The sequence below is a fragment of the Methanoregula sp. genome, assembly GCF_049690535.1.
In the GTDB taxonomy this organism is placed as follows: Archaea; Halobacteriota; Methanomicrobia; order Methanomicrobiales; family Methanospirillaceae; genus Methanoregula.
In genome coordinates this window covers 23225-47442 of sequence record NZ_JBAVMX010000083.1, presented here as the reverse complement: position 1 = coordinate 47442, position 24218 = coordinate 23225, and the positions used below count along the sequence as shown (strand labels likewise).

Genomic DNA, 24218 nt, shown 5'->3' with positions numbered 1-24218 from the left:
AGCCGCTTGTGGACTATTACAACAGTTCCGCCTTCAACGAGACCCAGTTCGCATCGATGTTCACTCCCCAGCAGCTGATAACCCTGATCGGCCCGGATGGAATGTGGATCACTGCCGCCGTCATCTTCATTGGCGTCGTGTTCCTCGTGCCGCTCCTGCTTGCGTTCAAGGCATGCTTCTACCGGAGCATGATCGGGAGCCCGGTGGCAACCGTCCAGCAGATGACCGGGGAATTCGACAGCAAGGGCCGCTGGTACAAATACTGATACTCCAGCATTTTTTTTTGATTTTAAAAACAGTTTCAGATTATTTTTTATGCCCCTGTATGAGAGATGAGTGCCGCCGCACCCAAAAGGGACGCCTCCGCGGCGGATCAATGACTTTGCGTCGATACAAAAATGTATTTGCCCCGGCCGGAATTTTTTAACGGTGGCTGGGTAGGGTACACGGGTTCAAAAATGCATTCTTATCTTTTCAATCGTGCCCGGGTTACTCCTCACAACACCACACCATGCACCATAAATACCCAGTACAGCGCGACCGCAAAAATCCCGCCACCCAGTGTCGCGAGGAAATTTGTTCCCGCGTTGCCCAGGTAGCCCTTGTTTTCCAGGAGCGCACCGACAAGACTGTCGAGATTGGTACCGATAAATCCCGTTATGGTGCAGATGACCATCATCCAGGGGGTAATGACGTGCAGGCCCAGTGCCACGAGGGATACGGCAAAACTCCCGATCAGGCAAACCAGTTCCCCTTTTAACGAGATACCCCCGTTTGTCCCGATCGGCACTTTGCGCAGCGTTGTTATCATGTAAGGAATCCCGCCGGTCACACCTATCTCACTTGCCATCGTATCGGCTGCCGCCGTCGCCACGCACCCGACGTACATCACGATAAAGATCGGCTGGACAAATACCCCGTACAAGACCGCCGCTGCACACGCGACAATTCCGTTTGCAAAAACATTCCTGTATCCCCGCGCCCCGCTCTTGCCCTGTTCGACACCGATCCTTTTTTTGTATTCGAACTTGTATCGGGTGCATGCCGAGCCAAGGATAAAAAAGGTGAGCATAATCAGCAGCCAGGTAGCATCGGCAAAGACAAGAAGGATGACTCCGACAAGCGCTATCGAGAAGAGCCCTGACAGGTCGGCAGTCCTGAACCGGTACGCGAAGTACCCGAAGACAAAGGCGATAATAACAGCTACGATGACAATCTCAATATCTGCGGTATAATTGAGTTCCTTTATCAGGTACATCGTCATCGCAATGCCGATCCCTTCGAGGACAAGCGAGTCCTCGTATTTTAAGAGGATCACTTTTAAGAGAACTGCGGCGATGATCCCGAAGATGACCATCAGGATTACTTGTTCATGGAGGTACACCATGACAAGCACCCCGGCCCATGCCGTGGAGATGACATAATAAAAGTAGGTATTGAGATCGTCAGCCCCGGACTGGAAGACCAGTTCGCCAAGGGCCATCATCGCGAGCGTTGTTGCAAGGACTACGAAAGGGAGGAGATTGACTGCGTAGAGTGCGGAAAGAATACAGAATACGTAGGCCAGGTATTTCGTCCCAAAGAATTTCCAGAGAATAAGGGAAAAGAGGATGATGACCAGTGCCATCAGCCATGGCTGCTGCACATAGGGGCCGGCAAGCACCGCTCCACCGGCGAGTGCCGCTGCGTAGCCCAGTCCCCGCTGCTTTACCATTGTTTAAGACATTTGTTTTCAGATGTCAAGAGTCTTATCGTTTTTTTCCTTGCAAAATCCCGGTATTTCTTTTAGGTGGCTTCGGGCCCGGTGCGATCACTATATTTTATAAAACGACCTATCCGGTACGGAATGGTTTCGTCTGATCAGCTGCCAAAAAATTATGATTTTGCCGTGGTGGAAGAGCGCTGGCGGAATACCTGGCGCGACGAGGACCACTATTTTGATTACAACTCGAAAAAGCCGCAGTTTGTGATCGATACGCCCCCGCCCTATCCTACGGGCAATTTCCATATCGGCAATGCACTGAACTGGTGTTACATCGATTTCTTCGCCCGGTACAAGCGGATGAAAGGCTACAACGTGATGTTCCCGCAGGGGTGGGACTGCCACGGCCTTCCGACCGAGGTAAAGGTCGAGGAACTCAACCACATCACGAAAAATGATGTCTCCCGCGAAGAGTTCAGGCGGATGTGCCGCGAGCTTACGCAGAAGAACATCGAGCAGATGCGGCTCACGCTCCGGCGCATGGCGTTCTCCACGGACTGGTCTAATGAGTACATCACGATGACGCCGAAGTACTACTCAAAGACCCAGCTCTCGTTTTTGAGGATGTTAAAGTCCGGCTATATCTACCAGGACGAGCACCCGGTCAACTACTGTACCCGGTGCGAGACGGCGATCGCGTTTGCGGAGGTTTCTTACGAAGACCGTGAGACGCAGCTCAACTTTTTCGATTTCGATGGCGTGGAGATCGCGACCACCCGGCCCGAGCTCCTTGCCGCCTGCGTCGCAGTCGCGGTGCACCCGGCAGATGACCGGTACCATGCCCTGAAGGGAAAATCCCTCAATGTGCCGCTCTTTGGCCATGCTGTCCCGGTCGTGCAGGACGAGGCAGTCGATCCGAAGTTCGGATCCGGCGCGGTCATGATCTGTACATTCGGCGACAAGCAGGATGTCCACTGGTGGAAACAGCACAACCTCCCGCTCAGGAAGGCCATCGACCGCAAGGGACTGATGACCGCGATTTCCGGGAAATACACCGGTCTTTCCACGACCGATTGCAGGAAAGCGATCCTCGCGGACATGAAGGCGGCTGGTATTCTCAAAAAGCAGGAGAAACTGGAGCAGCGTGTCGGGACCTGCTGGCGCTGCAAGACGCCGATCGAGATCCTCTCGGGCCGGCAGTGGTTCATCCGGATCAAACAGCAGGAGATCCGGGACGCCGCCCACCAGATCAAGTGGTACCCCGAGCACATGCTGCTCCGGATGGAGAACTGGATCGACCAGATGGAATGGGACTGGTGCATCTCCCGGCAGCGGATCTTTGCGACCCCGATCCCGGTCTGGTCCTGTAATAAGTGCGGCGAAATAGTTGTGCCGGATGAGAAAGATCTCCCCTGCGACCCGACCCTCACGCAGCCGAAGTATCCCTGCCCCAAATGCGGGGGGCACGAGTTTACCGGAGAGGAGGATGTGCTCGATACGTGGATGGACTCGTCCATCTCGGTCTTAAACGTGACCGGCTGGGACGGGACCGGCAAGCCGAAGATCTTCCCGGCGCAGATCCGGCCGCAGGGCCATGATATCATCCGTACCTGGGCGTTCTACTCGATCCTGCGTTCGGTCGCGCTGACGGGAAGCAAACCTTGGGACCAGATCCTGGTAAACGGCATGGTGCTCGGTGAGGACGGTTTCAAGATGAGCAAGAGCCGGGGCAATGTGATCGTCCCTGAAGAACTGGTGGGACGGTACGGTGCGGATGCGCTCCGCCAGTGGGCGGCCACCGGCGCTGCTCTTGGTTCCGATATCATGTTCTCCTGGAACGATGTGATCGCCGCGTCCCGGTTCCAGACCAAGATGTGGAACATCGCCAAGTTCGCGCTCATCCAGCTCGAGAAGGAGGGCATCGATGAGAACGCGCCGGTCACCGCGCTTGCCGACCGGTGGCTGCTCGCCCGGCTCTCTGACACGGTGGAAACGGTCAGCGCGAGGATGGAGAACTACGAGTTCGATGAGGCCTTGAAAGCGATCCGGGAATTTGCCTGGGACGTGCTCGCCGACAACTACATCGAGCTTGCAAAGGGCCGGCTGTATTCCGAAGGCGTGTCGAGAAAGAGCGCCTGCCGCGTCCTGTATGCTGCATACGATGCACTCTGCCGGATGCTTGCGCCATTTGTCCCGTACTTTGCCGAGGAGTGCTACTCGTATCTCAACAAGGGGAGCGTGCACAAACAGCCCTGGGTCTCGTTTACCTTCGACGATCCCGCGGCCCGTGCCGAAGGAGACCTGCTCGTCAAGGTCGTCGCCGAAGTGCGCAAGTACAAGCACGACAACGGCCTTGCCTTAAATGCCCCGCTCGGGAAGGTCACGGTCTACGCCCCGCATACCGCAAACGACGAAGGGGACACGGCCCGGACCTTGAACGCAGACGTCCACTGGAGGACCGACAAGGCCCATCTCGACAAGGTGGTTTCGGGCATCGATTTCAACCGCTCCGTGGTCGGCCCGATGTTCAGGAAAGATGCGGGCGCGTTTATGGACGCGGTCAAGGCTCTTTCGCCCGAAGAACTCGCTCACCCGCCAAAAACGATTACGGTGAACGGCAAGGATCTCGCCATCCCGGAGAATGCGTTTGCGCCGAAATATTCCTACGTGGAAGAGGGCGCGAAAGTCGACGTGATCACGGTCGGTGATGTGATTGTGACGATTGCGACGAAGTAAAAATCTTTTTTCATCTTTGTTTAATAAAAAATATGGTGAAAAGCGATGGCTCCCCGCCTCAGGGCCCCTCGCGGGGCACGGCGGGGCAAGTGAATGTCCGTGCGCCTACTCCCATCGCTTCACGATTCCATCAACCAAATCCGATCACGCGTTGGGATCCCGGTAAGTGCGTAGCGCAAAACCCGACGAGGCTTTTTCTCGCGTCTGGCATCGCACCGTTTCAGCGGCTTGGAAAAATTTTTTGTGAGGCAATTTCTCTCATTTCGAAATTGTTTTGTTTGTTTCTTTCTCCGGTCGCATGCGTCAGATCATTTTTCTTCGCCCACCGTGGGGTGCCCTGTCAGGTGTGGCGACTGCCCTCTTCCGTAGGGAGCGACCGCCCCAAACCCCCTGATCTGACCTACGCTCATCCGGGCCCAGATTAAGCCCTGATTGGCCTTACCGGGATCCAATCGGAGCCCATTACGGGCTTCGTTTTAAAACAAGCCCAAATCAGCCGTATTTTGGCAATCGGACGAATTAAAAAGTTCGCATAGACGCGTTTTACGGGCCGATCTCATGCTAAATAGGCATTTGATGGATCCCGGAAAAAGAGGCCGCTGGAAAGCCGCTATAGCCCGATTATGAGCATTATATGGGCCGCAATTTGGGCGTATTTTTCCAAATAATCCGATTTATTGGCTCCATTTCCACGCGAACCGAAACGGACGGTTTTACGGGCGTATTTTTTGGGGCGGCTGCCCCCATTTTTCGTCTTTCCCACCGATTCCAAATCGTTCGGCCCGATTCATAGATTTCCGGAAAAGTCCGGCCCACGAGCTGAGGATTTTTTTAAAAATATCGATCCGGCAGCCGGGGATTTTGAAATCTTCAACTGCTGAGTCTTTCATTTTCCGGAATTCAAAATCTCGCAATGTAATCTTTTTAAAAAAATTACACTAAATATAGTGAATTACTTTTTATACTATGACGAAGATTCTGTAAAGTCTGCGGGGGGCGACATATTTTCCTCGATGAAGGCTTAATGCAACCCCCCGAAGACTTGACAGAACCCCACTCAGTTCGGTATTTAATCGGTCTGATCCTCAATTGGCAGCATTTCTTTGTAGAAATGTTTCCCCACCCACCATATGAGAATCCCAATAAAGATCCATGATAACTCGGCAATATGGGTGTTATAGAGTGCAATTCCAATTGAGATTAAAAACACCAGGGAGATAAGAAGCTCGCGCATGATAAAATAATGTACAGTTGCCTGGGAAAGGTCTGGATCAGAGAACCTGCGATCTTTTGTCGCGTAATACCAGAGCGCACTGAAAATAACACCTGCAAACGCCTGGGTCAGGGCATAAAATATAACTGCAACCGGGCTTTCGGGGTACTGGATGATCAGGGAAGTCTGGAACGGGATCAACGTAATACAAAAGAGAAACAGGAGGTTCAAACAGAGAAGGATTCGATCTGCCTTGTATATATGCTGGAAAATCTGGTGATGGTTCATCCACCAGGTGCCGATGATAATGAAACTGATGGTATAGATTAAGAACGTCGGCCATTCATTGATGAGACTAATCGTGAGTTCTGTGGTAACATTGCTTTTCGCAATAACCGGAACGGTGAGCGAAAGGACCATCAGTGTGATGCAAAATGAGAATACGCAATCCGTAAAATTGAGCACACGTTCAAAGTTCTTAAAAAACCGATGGTGCGGATGTGGTTCTTTAGGGGACATACCGTACATGATCGTTCTTTTCCTCATTAAATTTTCCAAAGACCAGAATTATGATATATCAGACACCATGAAAATTCGTCCCCGCAATCCGTGATAGATGATGAGGAGAGAGGGTGAGGAACCCATCATCGTCATTCGCCCATCCGAACGTATCACGGGTCTGGCGTTTCATGGATCTGATTTTCTGCATTTCAGACGTCTCTTCATTTTTAAGAACGGTATCTCTCTTTAATTCCCTGTATACAGTTCAGCCCAGTATATTGTTCTGACAAGGCAGTGGATCGGGTTTTTTCCTGAAGAGGTTTTGTTGATGACGCTGAATGCACCGTTCCGGTATGCCTCTTCTCTCATGTTGCAGGTATCGTTTGCAGTGAAGAGAATAAATGGGGTTGTGTTGCCGCGGGAGTGCAATTCCCGGAGTAACATAATCCCATTCATGCCTCCTGGCATATCGTAGTCAGATACAATCACATCTACCGATGACGTTGACAGCCATTCAAGTGCAGATTCTCCGGAATTAAGGATATTTACCGTAAACGATCCTATCCTTTCGCAGAAATCTGCAACGATTGTGCACATGTCCGGATTGTCATCGACGAACAGGAGGTGTATTATCGTGCTTTTTCTCATTTTTTCTTCTCATATGTATTACAGCGTAGATAATGCCGATAATCACCATGGTCAGCACGGCGATATAGACCGGATTAGACACGATTCCCTGGATGCCTGTCGGGTTTTTCACGTCAATAGCGACTTTCATGGGGTCTGAGATATACGTATCATCGATAGCGTCATTGTATCGGATTTCCGAATCAAGCCCATACTCCTTAATCGTCGCGTCGCTGGCGACACTGATCTGGTAGGTAGCCACTGCGGTCTGGCCGGCGGCGAGATCGCCAAGATAGGCGATATTTGAAGAACTTGTGAACGGAGCAACCACACTAAGGCGTGCCTCAGCGTTTTTCACCGTAGAATCGCCGGTATTCTGGTATTCCACCCGGATCGTCCGTTTACTGCCCGGGCTCATCTCGATCAGGGAAGAAAGAACCGCGAAATCCACCTTGCTGCCGACTTCAACACCGACCGTATGGGTTTGTGAACTGACAAAATCGCCTTCATCGTTCTGATAGATCACCACAACATCTAATGGATAGGTTTTGTTGATTGCATCTGATGCCACGGCAACCTTGTACTGACAGGCGACGGTACTGCCTGGCGGAAAGTCGCCGATATAGATGCTGGTGTCCACAGGGTTGACCGGGCTTGCGTCGTCTTCTGCAATCTGGACGGTCGCTTTGGACCCGTCCAGCGACCCGATATTCCTGATGCTCAGGTTCACGTAACCCTGGGCACCGGCAACCAGCGAGTCTGAGGTTACCGAGACAACTTGGGGGATCACCTCGGACTTGATCGACAATGGGACCGTGACCGTGACGTTGTACGGTTCATAATAATACCGGAACGTGTCCATACCGTACTGGGCGACGTGCGAATACTGGGTGTAACTGATGTTGAGCGGGATCTGGTAGGTACCCCCCTGAGCATCCGCGTTGACCTTCGCAGAGAATGTTACCGTCTCCTGCGCTTCGCTTGCGAGATCGCCAATCATCTGGGGATCGCTTTTTATCACGATGGGGGCATCTCCAGCCTCCATCGCCACCGTGACAAACTTCGCAGTCGTGGGGACATCGGCTCGGTCCACAATATCGGACGCTACCTCATAGTTCGTGTTGATGCCGGTGTTCTGGATCACGACCGGGATCTTGATGTCGCTTCCGGCCGTATACTGGTCTGTACCAGCGATATACGCCGTCAGGTTTGGGCTGCCTTCCAGGTATTTTGTCCCTGCCATAGCTGGAGCCACGAGGCATACGACAAAAACAAGGAAGATTATGGCAATCCTGCAGTGTTTTACTCTGGAAAATATAGGTGTCATCATTCGTCACCTCCTTTTTTCTTTCTCATTACAAGCACGTAGTACCCTGCACCGATTGCAATGAGAACAAGAAGGGTAAGGACTTCGGGGATCTGCCCGAGTCCGCCGGTTGCCGATGGTCCAGCGATCGTGACTTGTGCCGTGAAGGTATCAGAGATCTGGCTGTTGTCGAGTTCATCGCGATACCTGACTTCGGTATTAAGGGGATAGGTTCCTGGAGCCGCCCCGCTGGCAGCGGAGATAGCATAATGGGCAGTCACCTTTCCGCCGGGGGGAATATCCCCGAGATATGCAAGTGTATCTGAACTTGAGAGCGGATCGTAGGTTGAAAGCCGGGCTTCAGCATGGTTTGCGGTAATCGAGCCCGTATTCTGGTATACCACGTCAATCACGCTGTCAGATCCCTGCGTGATCACCGCCGGGGGCGAGACAACGGTAAAGGAGATCTTTGCAGCCACCGGCACACCGACCGTATCGATTACCGAAGTTGCCGTATTACCCTCCGAGTTCGTGTAGGTCACTTCAACGTCGATCGGGTAGGTCTGCTGATGCGCAGCACTGGACACGGATACCTTATACAGGCAGGAAACAACACCACCCCGGGGGAAATCCCCGATATAGATGCTGTCATCGGTCGGGATAATGGCGCTATTGCCGTGCTGAAGAATTTTGACGGAAGCCTGGGTGCCGTCATCGTATCCGACATTCTTGATAGTCAGATTGATGTAGCCTTCCGTCCCGACAGCAAGGCCGGATGCTTCAGCCGAAATCACATCGGTCTGGGCGACCGGTTGGATCATGACGGTGAGCGGGATTGTCAGGTTCACGGGAGAGTATACAGCCTGGACCTGGTCGCTGGTCGGCTGATTCGCGAGGCTGTTGGAGAGGTAGGTATACTGAACAACCAGGGGAAGTGTATACTGGCCGAGCGTCGCGTCAGAGGTTATCTTGGCCGAGAAACTCGCGCTTGTTATCCCGGAGCTTGTGAGATCGCCCAGGTCCTGTGCATCCGTCGTGATATTGATGGGAGCTCCGTCCGACGTAAGCGCGACAGTGACCAGTTTCGCGGTAGTGGGCAGGTCGGCCTGCGGCAGAGTTCCCTGGTCAATAAACATCACCTCGTTCGTACCGCTGTTCCGGATAACGACCGTGATCGTCGCATCCTGTCCCGGGGAGAACTCGTTTGTCCCGGCGATATACGCCGATATCTGCGGGGAGCCCCCCTGGTATTTTTCCGCTCCAAGTACTGGCATGGTGCAGAATACCGCTGCGAGGACCAGGAGGGCAATTGTGGTGTAGGATTTCATGGAATGTACCTTCTGTAATCTGTTTTCTGGGGTTTAGTCTGGAGTCAATGCGTTTTGAGATCCCTCGGTATCCATATTCGGACGAACCTTTCTCTTCTCCAACCATTCTGTGAACTGGCCCATGAGCGAGAGCACGGCGGGCATAATGAAGATGGCGCCAAAGAGGGAGAACCCGATGGCGATAAGGGTACTGATACCGAAGTTACTGATGATGGGGAACGTGGAGAGGCAGAGGGCGGAGAATCCAAAGAAGGTGGCGAGACCGGAGACAGTGATAGCAGACCCGATCTTGCTCACGCTTTCCTTGATAGCCGCGATATGGTCGTGGAGTTTTTCCTCCTCCTCTGAGTAACGCTCCATCACAAGGATCGTGTATTCAGCAGCAACCCCTATGGTCATGGAGCCGAGCGTTGCAGTCATCGGGGTGTAGGCAATCCCCAGCACGTACATTACCACCGAGTTCCAGCCAACGACAAGAATGATGGGAATGAGCGGCGAGATCGCGTGGATATGCCGGTACACAACGATGAGGAAGACGAATATCAGGCCAAACCCGAGGTAGGTCATCTCATCCTTGGACGCGTCCAGCCCGGCAACGAGTGAAGTAAATATATCGAATTCTCCCGCTGGATTAACCGAAATACCCGGCGGCGGCTGGAGGAATGCGATATCGCTGACCATCTGCTTTTTAAGATCCTCTTGCTGGGGCATCTGGAGGTCGGCCATGCCAAAGTGTATAACGCCTCTCATTGAGCCGCTTATGTACTGGTCTTTGATACCTTCAGGCATTCTGTCAAGCGCTGCATCCACCTGGCTCTGGGTCTGGGGCATCACGCCGCCATTGTAGGCCAGAATATACGTGACAATGCTTGTTGCCGATTTGAGATCTGCATGATGAGCAAGTTCGTAATCCTGATATTTTTCGATCCATTGTATCGTATCGAGATCGGTAACTCTCGCACCTTGGACGTAGATGTCAGCAGTAGTCAGCCCCCCAAGGACCCTCGTCACTTTATCAATCTGGATCTTGGCTGGCATTTGGGGAGGGACAAAATTGTTCTCATTAGCCTCGATAGGAATAAGCGGGTCTATCTGGTATCCGATTACGGCAATGAGCGCTACAATCAGGAGAATTGGGACCGGGTTTTTGGCGATTTTTACTGAAGCATCAGTGAGAAACTGGGCATAAGACCTGGGTTTCTTTTTCTTTTGCGTCGGGAGTGAGTTGCATGCATCCGAACCGACTGCGTAGCAGACCTGAGGTGCAAGCGGTTTAGGCTTGTAGTTAATGAGATGAGCGAGGGCGGGTATCCCCACAAGTGAGATGCAATAGCAGCTCATGATCCCGATCATGGCCACCAGGCCGAAGGATCGGACCATTGGGATAGTTGAGACAAACATCGCCGCAAAGCCAAGGGACGTGGCGAGCATGGCATACATAACGGCCGGCCCGGTCTTTGTGATGGTCGTAAACACGGCATCGTCAAGCGACCCTTTGCGGGCCTCTTCGTCAAGCCGGGAATGAAACTGGATCGCGTAATCGATCCCAAGGCCGATCATGACCGGAAACGCACCCATCACTGCCAGGGTCAGCGGGATCCCGGCCAACCCCATCAGGCCCATAGCGGTCGTAAGGCCAAGGCCCACAAACAGGACCGGCAGAAACCGGTGGCTGACATACGAGAACAGCAGGCCCATGATGATAACCATCAGGATTAGGGCTCCGCCAATCAGCATGCCGGTATTAGTACTCATCTCGTTTTGCATCTGCTGCCTGAATGCGGGAGTACCGGACATCTCAACAGTTACACCGGCCGGAGGGTTGGACTGGGCAACAGCCAGGTTCACCGTGTCCAGAGCCTTGATTTCTGAAGCAGTCGATAAGCCGTTATCGAGATTTATCTGCACTAAAGTCAGGACATTGGACGGTATCGCGGTGGCCTGGACTGCAGGCGGCATCTCGTTTACCAGTGCATCGATCTCTCCTTTTGTCTGGGGAAGGACACCGTTGTTCTCGCTTTTTAAGACATCAACAACGCTCTCTGTGCCGGATATGTACTGCTGTTGACGGATGTCACCCTCGAGCCTGTCGATATACTTAAGCACGCTCGGGTTCAGTGGATCACTGGTGTCGACGATCAGGACAATGGAATCCGTATTCAGTGTCTGGGAATATTGGTAATCGATGGAACCTTCCGGTGAATGCTGATCAATATAGGTAAAATCGCCGGTATCCATGGTGATCATTGTCGTGCCAAAAATGGCAACAACTACGATTGCTGCAATAATGCACATCACCACTTTTGGATGGCGGTTGACGAACTGTGCGATTGAACTGAAGATCTGGTCAATCATGGTGTTTTACTCTCCTCAGGGATTATTATCTCAAGAAATCCTCGAAGTGTCACCGGGGTTTGAACCGCTTTACGTAGACAACGTAGCCTGCAATAGCGAGAACTACGAGAATTATGGCAGCAAGTCCGGGGAGTCCAACCAGGGTCACGACAGATTTGGCCGGGACGACCTCAACATTGGCCTTGAGGGGGTCGGAAGTGATCTGGTTATCCAGGGCATCGCGGTAGATCACCTCGGAGTCCAGACCGTACTCTTTAGATGTTGCCGAAGAGTCTACCGACACATCGAACGATGCCGTCCGGATATCGCCAGGAGCCATCGTCCCCAAGAACGCCGTGTCGTCATTGCTTGTGAAGGGTTGGACAGCGCTAATCCGTGCCTCGGCTTTATAGGCTGTCGTGCCGCCGGTATTCTGGAACTGGAATGTGATGACGGCGTTATCGCCTGGAGTAACGTTTGCCGCGACCGGGGTGACACTGAAATCGACCTTTTCTCCGACAGGCACGCCGATAGTCTCCACAGGGGAATCCACGTAGTCTCCTTCGTAATTCTCATAATAGACCAGCACGTCGAGCGGATAGGACTTCTGCTGGGCGTCTCTGGCCACTTGTGCGCGGAAGGTGCAGTTGGCCACCGCCCCAACCGGGAAATCGCCAACATAGAAACTGCCATCGGTGGGGGTAACCAGGCTCTGGCCGTTCTGCTGGATCCGGATGACAGCATTTCGGCCATCGTCAGACCCGACATTCTTGACCGTTAAGAAAACATATCCCTCGATCCCGGCATTCAGGTTCTTGGCCTCCACATCGGGAATCGCAATCTCTACCTCAGGCTTGATTGTTATCGGGATGTAATGAGTCTCGTTGATATTCTTGTACAGGTAGTTCAGAACCTGTGTGCCTTCCTGGGTGGACTGGTACAGGTAGGTATAATTCAATATAAGCGGAATCTGGTAGGTTCCTGCAGCCGCATACTTGTTGACCGTAATGTGGAAATTGGCAGTGGCACTAGAACTTGCCGGGATCTCTCCTACATCTTGGGAATCGGCTTTGACAACGAGAGGAGCATTTCCTGCATCCAGGGTTGCTGTCAGCTGTTTTGCCGTGTTCGAGAGATCGCTCGGACTGATAATCCCTGACTCGACCATCGTGAACTGATTGAGCCCGGTGTTCTCAATAACGATTTGGAGGTTCACATCGTCGCCAGGTGAAAACTCGTTCGTGCTGGCGATGTGCGCATCCAACTGGGGGCTCCCGGCCATGATCTTGGTCCCCGCTGATACCGGGGCGACGGCGAGGAGAATTACCGCCATTGCAGCAAGGCACACATATAGGTATCCTCTTTTTGTGCTTCTTGCCCGGACAGATTTTCCATTCCTGATAGGTCCAGGCATCGTATTCCGCGTTTCTTTTCCGATTAAGTCACTCATGGTGTTCCTCACCCGTGGTTCATTCACATGAACAACGAAATTCATTGTTCGCAAATAAAATACAATTTTTAACTTTATTAAACTTACGTTCAGTTAATAGATTTTATGTTTATATAAAAGAACACAAAGAAGATATACTTACAAAATAGATAGAACGTGCAATTATGCCAAGAATTAATACTGAATACCGGGAGGATGCCAAACGGAAGATCCTCACAGCAGCCTTGAAGGTGGGTGAAATTAAAGGCCTGGAAACGGTCACCCTTGACGAGATCTCACAGAGAGTGGGAGTTACTAAGAGCGCGCTCTATGCATACTTTGATAACCGGGATGCGTTGATGCGGGAACTGGTCATTGAGGTTTTTTCCCGATATCAGTCGAAGGTTAAGGATGCACTTGCCGATGATCCGGATATTCAGACGATGCTGGAGCGGTTGGGAAAACTGCTTTTTTCCGGCCAAATCAAGTATGCAAGCCTGTTTGCCCAGATAACGAAGTTAGACATTTCCAATGATCCGATATTACGGGATATGCTATTGGATATCTCTCAACGTTCAATGATCCTCGAAAAGCAGATTTCCCATATGCAGGACCAGGGAAGAATCATCAATAAAGGCGATCCGGATGAAATTGTGACGGCAATTACGGCGCTTGCAACGGGTCTCAAGGTTTTGTCGAATTTTAGGGGATGGGATTCGAACAGAGTTCAGCAAATCTGGGAAAATTCGGCTCAACTTATAGTATCTTATCCATCGGATGGCAAATAATGGTTCTTTTAACTTGGCATAGGAAGAATATAGGGTGCTGTTGCGTCTGAGGTTGATAGCGGATTTTTCACTTCGGATGAATTTGCATATCCACCTCAGACGCAACAGAACCATTTTTTAACTTTATTAAACTTATTTTGATTTAATAGTCTATGTGTTTATGTAAAAGAACACAAAGAGGATATATTTACAGGACAGATAACTCATATTTATGCCGCGAATTAATACTGAATACCGGGGGGACGCGAAACGGAAGATCCTCACAGCAGCCTTGATGGTGGGCGAAACCAAAGGCATAGAAACGGTCACCCTCGAAGAGATCTCCCAGAGGGTTGGCGTTACGAAGAGCGCACTCTATGCATACTTTGAAAACCGGGATGCGTTGATCCGGGAACTGGTCGTCGAGATCTTCTCACGGTTTCAATCGGACGTCGGAGATGCATTCGCCGATGATCCGGACATGCCGGTGATGCTGGAGCGGTTGGGAACTGTGCTTTTCACCGGCCAAATCAAGTATGCGAGCCTTTTTGCCCAGATAACGAAGTTGAATATTTCTAGTGATCCACTCTTGCGTGAAATGATTTCGGATATCACTCAAGGATCAGATATCATTGTGGAGCAGATTTCCCATATGCAGGACCAGGGAAGAATTACCAATAAAGGCGATCCGGATGAAATTGTGGCGGCAATTATAGCGTTTGCAATCGGTATCAAGGTTTTAGCGAGTTTTAAGGGATGGGATGTGGACAGGGTTCGGCAAATGTGGGAAAATTCGGTTCAACTAATTGTATCTCATCCATCGGAATGCGTATAATAATGTTTTAGAGCACATGTCGATAGAATACCATCATCGGTGCTGTTGCATCTGCGGTTGGTAGTGATTTTTTCACCTCGAATTAATTTACATATCAACCGCAGACGCAACAGCACCATTTGAAAAGACGGGTGAATCTTGTTCCCCGACTATTTCTTCGTGTGTTTCTGCCCGTTTGTCACGATCTGCCGGATCGCATCGGCAACAAACCCGGCGATCTCATCTTTTTCTTTTAATGCATCGACAATCACAAACCGGTTCGGTTCAGCCCGGGCAAATTCCAGGTACCTGTTCTGGACTTTTTCAAGAATCTCGCGCCGCTCGAAATGCTCGCGGCCGCTCTTTGTGGCGAGGCGTGCGAGCGCGTCATCGACCGGGATCACAAGGAGGATCGTCTTGTCCGGGACGATTGACCATCCGTTGTGCATCGCCCGCAGCCAGCCTTCGGGGTTGGGGATCACACCGGCCAGCGTGACTGACTGGTAGGCAAACCGGCTGTCCGAGTACCGGTCGGAGATCACCAGCTTTCCCTCCGCAAGCGCCGGGCGCACCACCGTTGCGAGGTGGGCAGCGTGATCAGCGACAAAGAGCGTGGCCTCGGTAATGGGATCGATCTGCTCGGCAATCGCCCGCCTGACTGACTCTCCTACCCATGTTGCTCCGGGTTCCCGGGTGAAAACGGCATCGAGATCAGAAAGCCGCTCTTTGAGCGCCAAAAGAAGCGTGCTCTTGCCGGTGCCATCGATGCCCTCTATGGTGACGAGCAACAGCATCCCCTCCGTATCCATTCGGCCGGCACCGCGCCCTTGTGGAGGGCTGTCGCGATGATAGCACCGTCAAAGCCGGCATCTTTTATCGTTTCGAGATCCGCAACGGATGCGACACCGCCGCCGTAGAACAACCGGCAGTCATAGGCAGATCTCCATGTTTCGAGCGTCCCGGAGCCAGACCCGAGTCCGTTCTCTGTCCCGACAAACCCGAGGTTGAGGATAATGCACCCTTCAAAATTCCATTTCCGTGCAGCCCTGAGTACAGCCACCGGTGAATCACCTGAGGGGATCACCTTCCCGTCTTTTACATCCACGCTCAGGTAGCCTCCCTGGTACCGCGAGAGATCGGCTCCCCCGGTTTCGGTGCCGACAATATTTTTTATGTGCGGCCCTGACAGGTAATCGCTGGGCGACCGTGTTCCCCGGTCGACATAGCAGCACTCCACGAACCCGGCACATGACCTGACCATCGCATCATGGGAACCGGTACCTTCGATCCGGTCGAGATCTGCGATGTAGATGTATTTTGGCGCGATCGCTTTTACAAAACCGACCGGTTCTGCCGTCGGAGAAAGTCCCCAGTCAAGCGGCTTGTAGGTCGCCCGCAGCCCGGATTTTCCGTGCACGACCATATTGCGCCGCAAATCCATTGCAAGCACCAGTTCCATCGGTAACGCAACCACTATTAGTACAAAAGATCATTAAAGCTTATGCAATTGTTGGTCAGCCCCAGCTCTATTTCCGAGGCTCAGTGTTCCGTTGCTGCCGATATCATTGACGTCAAAAAACCCTCTGAAGGCTCGCTTGGCGCCAATTTTCCCTGGGTGATCCGGGAGATCAAAACGTTTGCAAAAAAACCGGTCAGTGCAGCAATCGGGGACTTTCCGTATAAACCCGGCGGGGCCTCCCTTGCAGCTTACGGGGCTGCCTGCGCCGGGGCTGACTACATCAAGATCGGGCTTGCCTTTCCCGGGAAAGACCATGCCCGCGAGGTGATCGAAGCGGTCACCAAAGCCGTAAAAGACGAGTTTCCTGAAAAGTTTGTTGTCATTGCCGGGTATTCCGATTACGAGCGGATGGGTTCGATCTCCCCGTTTGACATTGCACCGATCACCGCTGCGTGCGGGGCTGACTTTGCGATGGTTGATACCGGCATTAAGGACGGGCGGAGCACGTTCTCCTTCATGGACGAGGCAACGCTTGCACGTTTCACGGCGGCAAACAAGAAACTCGGGATTGGCACGGCCCTTGCCGGCTCGCTCAAGTTCGAGGATATCGATGCCTTAAAACGAATCGACCCGGAGATCATCGGGGTCCGGGGGATGGTCTGCGGAGGCGACCGGAACGCGACCATCCGTGAGGATCTCGTGAAGACTGCCCTTGCCAGGATCCGGTGACACACCGACAGAGCCATGTGATTTCCCAAGTCCGGGTAAAAAACTTCAGGTGAAATATGTACACAAAAAAACTGGATGTTCCCCTCTCACTCACGTTTGACGACGTGCTGCTCGAACCGCTGGAATCCTGGACCGAGCCCGACCAGACCGATACCAGGACCCGGTTCACGAAAAAGATCGGCCTTAATATCCCGCTCGTCTCGTCCGCGATGGACACCGTGACCGAGTCTTCGATGGCAATCGCGCTTGCCCGCGAGGGCGGAATCGGCGTGATCCACCGGAACATGACGGCCGAACACGAGCTCCAGGAAGTCAATATCGTCAAGCAGGCCGAGGAACTCATCGAGCGTGACGTCCTGTATGTCGAGGACACCGCGACCGTCTCCGATGCCGAGAAACTGATGAACCAGTACAGCATCGGCGGTGTGCCGGTCGTCGGGAAGGGGAAAATCATCGGGATCGTCTCCCGCCGTGACGTCCGGGCCATCGTCTCCCGGCGCGGCGAGGAGAGCATCAAGTCGATCATGACCAAAAAGCCCATCACGGCCGACGAGGACATAACGCCCGAAAAGGCGCTCGAAGTCATGTACACAAATAAGGTCGAGCGCCTGCCTGTGGCTGACAAGTCCGGCAGGCTGATCGGTATCATCACGATGCAGGACATCCTTGAAAAGCGCCAATACCCGCGTGCGACCCGGGACAGAAAGGGCAACCTGCGGGTGGCGGCAGCGGTCGGGCCGTTTGACTTTACCCGGGCGACCCTCCTTGACGAGCATGGCGTGGACGTGCTCGTGGTCGACTGCGCCCACGGCCACAACATGAACGTGGTCGGGGCGGTCAAAAATATCAAGGGCAGCGTCAGTGCGGAGGTCATCGCCGGGAACATCGCGACCTCGGAAGCTGCTGAAGCGCTTGTCGACGCAAACGTGGACGGCATCAAGGTAGGTATCGGCCCGGGTTCCATCTGCACGACCCGGATCGTCGCGGGCACGGGCGTCCCGCAGATCACCGCGATTGCGCAGGTCGCCGATATCGCGTCAAAGGCGGACGTGCCGATCATCGCGGACGGCGGTGTCCGGTATTCGGGCGACATTGCAAAGGCGATCGCTGCCGGTGCCGATACTGTGATGATGGGGAGCATGCTCGCCGGCACCGATGAGGCGCCGGGCAAGGTGATCACGATCAAGGGCCGGCGCTACAAGCAGTACCGGGGCATGGGCTCACTCGGCGTCATGAGTTCGGGCCAGTCCAGCGACCGGTACTTCCAAAAGAAGGGGATCGGAGCCACGAAGTTCGTGCCCGAAGGTGTGGAAGGCGTCACCCCGTACGTCGGGCACGTGGGCGAGGTCATCTACCAGCTCGTGGGCGGTCTCAAGTCAGCGATGGGCTACACGGGTTCTCCCACGATTGCGGACATGCACAAGAAGGCCCGGTTTGTCCGGATCACAAACGCCGGCATGACCGAGAGCCACCCGCACAATATCCTGATAACAGACGAAGCGCCGAACTACCGGCTCTTTGAATAATTTTTTTTAAGCATCCTTTTTTGCGCCGGCGACCTGCCGCCATCCAGTACCTAAAATAGGTGTGCCGGGATAATACCGTGCATACACTCTGCGGAGTTGAATGTTATGGCAAACGACAAACTGTACACACTTCCCAAGCTGCCGTACGATTATGCGGCGCTCGAACCGTACATCTCAAAGGAACAGCTGACCCTGCACCACACGAAACACCACCAGGCGTACGTGACCGGTGCGAATGCGATCTTCGAGAAACTGGACAAGGTCCGGAAGGACAAAGCCGACCTCGACATCAAGGCGACGTTAAAGGAATTGTCCTTCCATATCGGTGGCTACCGGCTCCACAACACGTTCTGGGAGAACCTTGCGCCGTCGGGAAAAGGCGGCGGCGGAGCCCCGAAAGGCGAACTCGCGAAAGCAATCGATGAGGAATTCGGGTCGTTTGAGCGGTTCAAAAAAGAGTTCACGCAGGCAGCGTCGAGTGTCGAAGGCTCCGGCTGGGCGGTCCTTTCAGCGAGCACAACAACGCATCACCTCCTTATCAACCAGATCGAAAAGCACAACGTGAACGTTTACCCGGGATTCCGGATCCTGCTTGTGCTTGATGTCTGGGAGCATGCGTACTACGTGGACTACAAGAACGACCGGGCAAAGTATATCGAGGCGTTCTGGAATCTCGTGAACTGGGATGCAGTGAACAAACAGTTCATCACGCACCTGAAAAAGTAAGAAACCCAGTATACTCTTTTTTTTAAGGCCCGGCCGTTTTTATCGGCAGAAAAGGAAGATATTCCGGGAAATTATACGGTTACGAGTTTTGCCCGGAACCGGTTCCGGACCTTGTCGGAGAAGTATTTCCCGACCGCGCTTGAACTTATGAGATCGTTGTAGACTTTTGTAGGGACACCCGAGTACTGGTAAACAAGTCCTGAGTGAAATTCTATCTCCAGATTTTTCATGCTATCATCATATCCCACGGAGCGCAGGATACAGGACTGAACGGACTGTCTCTCCAAAAATATCACCAGTATCTTATAGGTGCGCTGAACGGTTAATGGTTTTTATAAAATAAAAAAAATCCGAATGACGAGAGCGGCGGTCTGTTACGGGCGGTTATGTGGGGTGGTTTGTCGCGGGAGGTTTCAACCATTTTTAGTGACTGGTGCCCCCCTCCCCCCGGGTATGGAGTTATGTACTGTCGTGAATTCAAAATGAGAAGACACTTATTCCTCTTTTAAAATATTACAAAGAGTGCCTCCCGGGATCTCTCCATTAGGTGTGAATATTTATCTGGATGAATCCGGAGATCTGGGATATCCGAATGGGTCTGATTTTTTTGTATTTGGCGGCGTTATTGTAAAAACGCCCGAAGACGAGGCGGGCTGCAAAAAGTACGTGAGCCGGGCCAAGAGGAAAATCTGGGATCAGTACAAGTTCGATGAACTTAAAAGTTCCAACCTTCACGATAACTGTCGCAGGATCGTCGTCAACGAACTTCTCAAAGGAACCTACGATTTTGCGTACAGCCTGTTGAGAAAAAATGAGGTGAAACCAGAATTGCGGGATACTTCTGGTCTTTACAACTGGCTTGCTGCCAAACTGGTTGAAGAGGTGATTATAGAATACGGTTTTAAAAGCGACATCAATGTCATCATTGACAAATCCCTGTACGGTGTGCGCCAGCATGAATTTAACCAGACTCTGTTAAATAGGAACTTTGACCGGTTCAACAGGTATCCAAATCTCTCGGTCAAAATCTTCCACTGTAACTCGAAGGTGGAGTGCGGGATCCAGATTGCGGATATTATTGCCGGCACCGTATACCGTCACTATGCCCGATATAACAGAAACCCCGCACATGAATACAATTTTTTCCCGCAGGTTTGCGAACGGACAAAGGTTGCACTGGACTTTTTCAAAGGGCGACGAAAATAAGTCAGTGAAGCCATTCCCTACTTTGTCACACCACCATAAGGTGGCCTCATCCGTTTCGGGAAGGACTTACTCACTGTCTATAGAATATAATACACGGTTATTTATTGATTTGCATTGTGAGAATCTTCACCCGGGTACAGTGTTCGCATCATGCTGCATGCATGGAAACGATGCCCCCATAACTTCCCGCGAACGCACCAGAACCCCCACCTCTCCACTTTAAATCCTCGCAGCACTAACATTAAGTGAATATGGAAGATCTCGCAGAGGTCTCCCGGCTCCTGGATATCCTCGGGAACCGGAACCGCCGGCGCATCATAAAACTATTGCGCCAGAAACCGTGCTTTGTCACCGAGATATCGGAGACTCTGGAGATCTCGCCCAAAGCCGTCATCGACCATCTCCAGCTCATGGAGCGGGAGGAGATCCTTTCCTGCCAGCTGGACGACCGCCGGCGCAAGTACTATTATCTCGCAAACGACATCCTCGTGGACGTCAGCCTCAAAAACCTGCAGATCATCATGACCCGGCACGAAGGCGAGATCCGGACCGCGGCGGACGAACGGACCCGGCAGGCCGTCGTCATGCTCGCGAAAATGGTCCAGGCCCACGACCAGCTGGTCGGTCAGCTCGAACAGCTCAACCACGATATCGATACGAAACTTGCCGATCTTGCCCGCAACCATACAGATTTATTCAGGAGCGAGCGAGAACTATCTGTAGCAATTGCCCTCTCCCACGAACCCCTGACCCCCGCCGAACTTGCGGAAACGATCGGGTGTTCCGAGGAAGACCTCGGGCCGCTCCTTGCACCGTTCGAGAAGAGAGGCATTGTATCGAAAAAGAAGAACCGGATCACTCTCAGAGGAGTCCATGCAGACGAATCCCAACAATCCCTACGATGAAGTGTTTGGCAACCTCTCCAGAATAGTTGAAGAGATCGTACGGAACATGCCCGAAGCCGAGAACGCCCGCATCATCGGGTACACCATCGTCACTCGGCACGCGTCCGGCGAACCCGGGTGCTTCCCCGGCGGCGCAGACAGCGGCGACGATGATATTCCCTACGAAGTAGTGGAGACCGATACCCAGATCTTCATCACCGCTGCGATCCCGCCCGAGGCCGAGCACGCACCTTTTGCGGATATCCAGAGAAATGAAGTCCGGATCTGTGTCGATAACCGCACCACCAAAGTCATGCTCGAAAAGCCCATCGATATCATCCACAGTACTTACCGGGTGCACCGCGGCGTTATGGACATCACGCTCCGGAAGATCCCGGATTACCGGTAATATCCCGGTCTTTTTTTTTAGCGCGTACGTTTCTTATCGCACGGTTTCCTTCACGTTCCAGCGTGACTCGTCGGACTGTGTTCATCCCGCTGGTACACCGGATGAGCGGCCCGTCGCATAAAAAAAGTGAACTTTTACCTGCGCTTCACGCCAGTTTCCACACGGCAGTGTCGTTCCCGTTGAACGCGATCTGCACGTACGTCTGATCCGGGGTGAGCGAGGCCGGGACGACATAGATCAGGTACCCGTCCAGCGCGTTACTCTCGCCCGGCCATCATAAAAACCACCTTTGCACCATAACAACGATATTTTGATATAGGAGCGGTGCGAGGAATTGTAATTTGTTATGGATATTATCAAGACGTTTATCAGTCTACGGTATATCAGCATCATTGCGGTAATTTCATCTTTTATCGGGGCGGTCCTTCTCTTTATTCTCGGTGCCTTGAAGATCGCCGGTGCTGTCGGCGTCATGCTGCTTGGCGGAGATCCGGTTCATCTCCTTATTGAAGCCCATGGGGCGGAATCAGCCACATCGGGTGTTGTGATTCTTGTCATCAACGCGATAGACTGTTTCCTTTTTGCCCTCATTCTCCTCATCTTTTCTTACGGCATTTATACGCTTTTTATTAACAGTGACTTTTTACAGGCTGGCAGCTATCCCGCATGGATCCGGATCAACAGCATAGGGCAGCTGAAACTCTACCTTACCGAGGTCGTCATTACCATCCTGTTTGTCCAGTTCCTCGAAATCGTGATCGTAAATGGCGATCATCTCCTGGACTGGCAGGCCATTATACTGCCGGTTGCCATTCTCTGTCTTGCAGGAGCCATATACCTCATGCAGGCAGGTCATACAGATGAAGACAAAACCCGGAAGTCCTGATCCCGCGGCAGGTACCTGGCAGACAAAGACCCTGTAGGAGAGAGCGATAATCTCTCTAAAACCCCGCAGACAATAAAAAGAACAAACCGAAAACATGACGCAGCTCCAATAGCTGGATTAGATCAATCTGTCGTTATTCCCGACAATTTGGTTTACTCGATTTTTTGCAGGACCGTAAAATTGTCGTGTTATTTTAGATTCCTCTCAACCTCTGATGAAGCAGGATTTTCCAAGTAATACATAATAACCTGTGAAATATAAATGTCAAATGATCGACATGCACACACACCATCACTGGGTTGTCCTGCTTATTCTGATTGCTGTGATTGGCGGAGGAGGAATCGTCCTGGCGGTTCAGGCTTTTTCCAACCAGAATGCTCCGGCGGGGATATCCGGAGGAGCAGCCTCTCTTCAGATGACCGGCTCCATGAGCGATAACAGTGTCCTGGTCACCACGGAAACTTTTGAAAATGGTACGCGATACGAGAAAAACGGCCTGGTAATCACCGTTCTTCAGGGAAATTACCGGGAGATGGGGAGGCAGTACGGGGCGCTCTATCGCAATGAACTGACACAGATCGACACGATCATGAAGACGCAGTTTGTCAGTACGCCGGGTATCACTGTGGCAGGTATGGAGCAGAAGGGAAGCAACATTTTCGATGCATATCCCCAGAGGTACAAGGAGATCATGTATGGTATGGCCGAAACCTCTAACCTCTCTTTAGCGGATCTCCAGATGATCAATGCGATGGAACTTTACATCCCCTCGGTTGCGACCGGCTGGACCGGCTGCTCCGGGATAGCCGTATGGGGCCCGTACACTTCAGATGGAAAGCTTGTTTTTGGTAGGAACTACGATTATTCCCCGGTGATGACAAATTACACCACCGTAACGGTCTGGAATCCGGATGACGGGAGCATCCCCTTTGCAAACATCGGCTATACCGGCCTGGTCTATGTTACAACGGGTATAAACGAGGATAAGCAGTTCCTGGAACTCAACATGGGGGCCTCTTCGGGGGGATCGTTCAGGAGGACTGACCGGGCTATAGGTGTCATATCCCTCTTCTCGGTCCTGCAGGATGCTGCAACGCCGGACCAGATGAATTACCGGCTGCGTTCCGTGACTACGGATACTGCATATGTCATCAACACAGCATCACCAGAGGGAGCATACTCATACGAATGGACAACCTGGAACATCGTACGCCGGGCACCGGACCGGGACGGGGTTGTTGTCGGAACCAACCATTTCGTGGACCCGTCATGGGGACTCACCCCGCCCCAGCCCCTGTCCCTGTACGATAACCTGTCCGGGGAGTCCGGTTGGCGCCGGGAGAACCTCCTTATGTTTGCCGACCAGAATAAAGGATCGATCACCCCAGCAAAGGTCATGAATGTCATGTCGACACCCCTGGAGGAGGGAGGCGTTTTCCTGGCCCCGGACACCACATCGTACCAGATCGTGGCAGTGCCTGCAGACCTCAGGATCTGGGTACGGGTACCGCAAAGGCTGGATTGGACGCAAATCGATCTTCAGCCGCTCTTTGAGGGGGCTTCAGGCAATTAAGACCTGGCGGGGGAATAACTGCGAATATTCCCCCCCCATCAGAGATAAAATTATACGCCGGCC

Annotated in this window: 22 protein-coding genes; 12 read left to right on the top strand and 10 right to left on the bottom strand. The window is 52.5% G+C overall.

Going from position 1 to position 24218, the window contains the following annotated elements:
- The coding region (locus WCE46_RS06095; RefSeq protein ID WP_424732810.1) for a hypothetical protein at positions 1–266 on the top strand (266 nt) is incomplete at its 5' end.
- A 230-nt stretch (positions 267–496) separates the two neighbouring features.
- Here WCE46_RS06095 and WCE46_RS06090 read toward each other — a convergent pair.
- A complete protein-coding gene (locus tag WCE46_RS06090) occupies positions 497–1714 on the bottom strand; it encodes a TIGR00297 family protein (protein WP_424732809.1) in 1218 nt (405 codons plus the stop codon).
- A 132-nt stretch (positions 1715–1846) separates the two neighbouring features.
- Here WCE46_RS06090 and WCE46_RS06085 point away from each other — a divergent pair, with 132 nt between their 5' ends.
- Positions 1847–4438 carry a valine--tRNA ligase gene (locus tag WCE46_RS06085; protein ID WP_424732808.1) on the top strand — a complete coding sequence of 864 codons (2592 nt, stop codon included), beginning with the start codon at positions 1847–1849 and terminating at the stop codon, positions 4436–4438.
- Between the two features lie 1069 nt (positions 4439–5507).
- Here WCE46_RS06085 and WCE46_RS06080 read toward each other — a convergent pair.
- The 6 genes from WCE46_RS06080 to WCE46_RS06055 form a co-directional block, all read right to left on the bottom strand.
- Positions 5508–6170: a TMEM175 family protein gene (locus tag WCE46_RS06080; protein ID WP_422189683.1), complete on the bottom strand. Its 663-nt coding sequence runs from the start codon at positions 6168–6170 to the stop codon at positions 5508–5510.
- A 228-nt stretch (positions 6171–6398) separates the two neighbouring features.
- A complete protein-coding gene (locus tag WCE46_RS06075; protein ID WP_422189681.1) occupies positions 6399–6749 on the bottom strand; it encodes a response regulator in 351 nt (116 codons plus the stop codon).
- A 10-nt stretch (positions 6750–6759) separates the two neighbouring features.
- Positions 6760–8109: a COG1361 S-layer family protein gene (locus WCE46_RS06070; protein ID WP_422189679.1), complete on the bottom strand. Its 1350-nt coding sequence runs from the start codon at positions 8107–8109 to the stop codon at positions 6760–6762.
- Positions 8106–9413, bottom strand: coding sequence for a COG1361 S-layer family protein (locus WCE46_RS06065; protein ID WP_424732807.1), 1308 nt, complete (start codon positions 9411–9413; stop codon positions 8106–8108). Before WCE46_RS06065 ends, WCE46_RS06070 begins: the two co-directional genes overlap by 4 nt.
- A gap of 33 nt (positions 9414–9446) precedes the next feature.
- Positions 9447–11768 carry an efflux RND transporter permease subunit gene (locus WCE46_RS06060; protein WP_422189675.1) on the bottom strand — a complete coding sequence of 774 codons (2322 nt, stop codon included), beginning with the start codon at positions 11766–11768 and terminating at the stop codon, positions 9447–9449.
- A gap of 49 nt (positions 11769–11817) precedes the next feature.
- A complete protein-coding gene (locus WCE46_RS06055) occupies positions 11818–13095 on the bottom strand; it encodes a COG1361 S-layer family protein (protein ID WP_422189673.1) in 1278 nt (425 codons plus the stop codon).
- Between the two features lie 266 nt (positions 13096–13361).
- Here WCE46_RS06055 and WCE46_RS06050 point away from each other — a divergent pair, with 266 nt between their 5' ends.
- Entirely contained in the window at positions 13362–13964 is a 603-nt protein-coding gene (locus WCE46_RS06050; RefSeq protein ID WP_422189671.1) for a TetR/AcrR family transcriptional regulator, read from the top strand.
- Positions 13965–14175: 211 nt separating this feature from the next.
- The gene (locus WCE46_RS06045) at positions 14176–14778 is read left to right on the top strand and encodes a TetR/AcrR family transcriptional regulator (RefSeq protein ID WP_422189669.1); all 603 of its coding nucleotides are present in this window, start codon (positions 14176–14178) and stop codon (positions 14776–14778) included.
- A 149-nt stretch (positions 14779–14927) separates the two neighbouring features.
- On the opposite strand, the gene tmk is transcribed toward WCE46_RS06045, so the two are convergent.
- Together tmk and WCE46_RS06035 are read right to left on the bottom strand one after the other, a co-directional pair.
- Entirely contained in the window at positions 14928–15545 is a 618-nt protein-coding gene (tmk, locus tag WCE46_RS06040) for a dTMP kinase (RefSeq protein ID WP_422189691.1), read from the bottom strand.
- Entirely contained in the window at positions 15530–16231 is a 702-nt protein-coding gene (locus tag WCE46_RS06035) for a HisA/HisF-related TIM barrel protein (RefSeq protein ID WP_424732806.1), read from the bottom strand. Before WCE46_RS06035 ends, tmk begins: the two co-directional genes overlap by 16 nt.
- 27 nt (positions 16232–16258) lie before the next feature.
- Here WCE46_RS06035 and WCE46_RS06030 point away from each other — a divergent pair, with 27 nt between their 5' ends.
- From WCE46_RS06030 to WCE46_RS06020, 3 genes are all read left to right on the top strand, one after another.
- Complete coding sequence (locus WCE46_RS06030; protein WP_424732805.1) at positions 16259–16945, top strand: (5-formylfuran-3-yl)methyl phosphate synthase; 687 nt, start codon at positions 16259–16261, stop codon at positions 16943–16945.
- A gap of 56 nt (positions 16946–17001) precedes the next feature.
- Positions 17002–18471 (top strand): IMP dehydrogenase, encoded by a 1470-nt coding sequence (gene guaB / locus WCE46_RS06025; RefSeq protein ID WP_424732804.1) that lies wholly within the window; start codon positions 17002–17004, stop codon positions 18469–18471.
- A gap of 105 nt (positions 18472–18576) precedes the next feature.
- Positions 18577–19197 (top strand): superoxide dismutase, encoded by a 621-nt coding sequence (locus WCE46_RS06020; RefSeq protein ID WP_424732803.1) that lies wholly within the window; start codon positions 18577–18579, stop codon positions 19195–19197.
- A gap of 71 nt (positions 19198–19268) precedes the next feature.
- On the opposite strand, the gene WCE46_RS06015 is transcribed toward WCE46_RS06020, so the two are convergent.
- A complete protein-coding gene (locus tag WCE46_RS06015; protein ID WP_424732802.1) occupies positions 19269–19493 on the bottom strand; it encodes a KTSC domain-containing protein in 225 nt (74 codons plus the stop codon).
- A gap of 253 nt (positions 19494–19746) precedes the next feature.
- On the opposite strand from WCE46_RS06015, the gene WCE46_RS06010 reads away from it, so the two are divergent.
- The 5 genes from WCE46_RS06010 to WCE46_RS05990 all read left to right on the top strand — a co-directional run bounded on the left by WCE46_RS06010 (position 19747) and on the right by WCE46_RS05990 (position 24155).
- Positions 19747–20403 (top strand): DUF3800 domain-containing protein, encoded by a 657-nt coding sequence (locus WCE46_RS06010; RefSeq protein WP_424732801.1) that lies wholly within the window; start codon positions 19747–19749, stop codon positions 20401–20403.
- A 251-nt stretch (positions 20404–20654) separates the two neighbouring features.
- Positions 20655–21308 carry an ArsR family transcriptional regulator gene (locus tag WCE46_RS06005; protein WP_424732799.1) on the top strand — a complete coding sequence of 218 codons (654 nt, stop codon included), beginning with the start codon at positions 20655–20657 and terminating at the stop codon, positions 21306–21308.
- Positions 21277–21696 (top strand): hypothetical protein, encoded by a 420-nt coding sequence (locus WCE46_RS06000; RefSeq protein WP_424732798.1) that lies wholly within the window; start codon positions 21277–21279, stop codon positions 21694–21696. Before WCE46_RS06005 ends, WCE46_RS06000 begins: the two co-directional genes overlap by 32 nt.
- Positions 21697–22042: 346 nt before the next feature.
- Positions 22043–22582 (top strand): YqhA family protein, encoded by a 540-nt coding sequence (locus WCE46_RS05995; protein ID WP_422163480.1) that lies wholly within the window; start codon positions 22043–22045, stop codon positions 22580–22582.
- A 268-nt stretch (positions 22583–22850) separates the two neighbouring features.
- A complete protein-coding gene (locus tag WCE46_RS05990; RefSeq protein WP_424732797.1) occupies positions 22851–24155 on the top strand; it encodes a C45 family autoproteolytic acyltransferase/hydolase in 1305 nt (434 codons plus the stop codon).
- The last annotated feature ends 63 nt before the right edge of the window (positions 24156–24218 follow it).

What these genes read in the sequence shown, in the direction of transcription:
- WCE46_RS06090 (WP_424732809.1), bottom strand. Translation starts at nt 1,714, where the DNA reads ATGGTAAAGCAGCGGGGACTGGGCTACGCAGCGGCACTCGCCGGTGGA.
- WCE46_RS06085 (WP_424732808.1), top strand. Translation starts at nt 1,847, where the DNA reads ATGGTTTCGTCTGATCAGCTGCCAAAAAATTATGATTTTGCCGTGGTG.
- WCE46_RS06080 (WP_422189683.1), bottom strand. Translation starts at nt 6,170, where the DNA reads ATGTCCCCTAAAGAACCACATCCGCACCATCGGTTTTTTAAGAACTTT.
- WCE46_RS06075 (WP_422189681.1), bottom strand. Translation starts at nt 6,749, where the DNA reads ATGTGCACAATCGTTGCAGATTTCTGCGAAAGGATAGGATCGTTTACG.
- WCE46_RS06070 (WP_422189679.1), bottom strand. Translation starts at nt 8,109, where the DNA reads ATGATGACACCTATATTTTCCAGAGTAAAACACTGCAGGATTGCCATA.
- WCE46_RS06065 (WP_424732807.1), bottom strand. Translation starts at nt 9,413, where the DNA reads ATGAAATCCTACACCACAATTGCCCTCCTGGTCCTCGCAGCGGTATTC.
- WCE46_RS06060 (WP_422189675.1), bottom strand. Translation starts at nt 11,768, where the DNA reads ATGATTGACCAGATCTTCAGTTCAATCGCACAGTTCGTCAACCGCCAT.
- WCE46_RS06050 (WP_422189671.1), top strand. Translation starts at nt 13,362, where the DNA reads ATGCCAAGAATTAATACTGAATACCGGGAGGATGCCAAACGGAAGATC.
- WCE46_RS06045 (WP_422189669.1), top strand. Translation starts at nt 14,176, where the DNA reads ATGCCGCGAATTAATACTGAATACCGGGGGGACGCGAAACGGAAGATC.
- WCE46_RS06030 (WP_424732805.1), top strand. Translation starts at nt 16,259, where the DNA reads ATGCAATTGTTGGTCAGCCCCAGCTCTATTTCCGAGGCTCAGTGTTCC.
- guaB (WP_424732804.1), top strand. Translation starts at nt 17,002, where the DNA reads ATGTACACAAAAAAACTGGATGTTCCCCTCTCACTCACGTTTGACGAC.
- WCE46_RS06020 (WP_424732803.1), top strand. Translation starts at nt 18,577, where the DNA reads ATGGCAAACGACAAACTGTACACACTTCCCAAGCTGCCGTACGATTAT.
- WCE46_RS06005 (WP_424732799.1), top strand. Translation starts at nt 20,655, where the DNA reads ATGGAAGATCTCGCAGAGGTCTCCCGGCTCCTGGATATCCTCGGGAAC.
- WCE46_RS06000 (WP_424732798.1), top strand. Translation starts at nt 21,277, where the DNA reads ATGCAGACGAATCCCAACAATCCCTACGATGAAGTGTTTGGCAACCTC.
- WCE46_RS05995 (WP_422163480.1), top strand. Translation starts at nt 22,043, where the DNA reads ATGGATATTATCAAGACGTTTATCAGTCTACGGTATATCAGCATCATT.
- WCE46_RS05990 (WP_424732797.1), top strand. Translation starts at nt 22,851, where the DNA reads ATGATCGACATGCACACACACCATCACTGGGTTGTCCTGCTTATTCTG.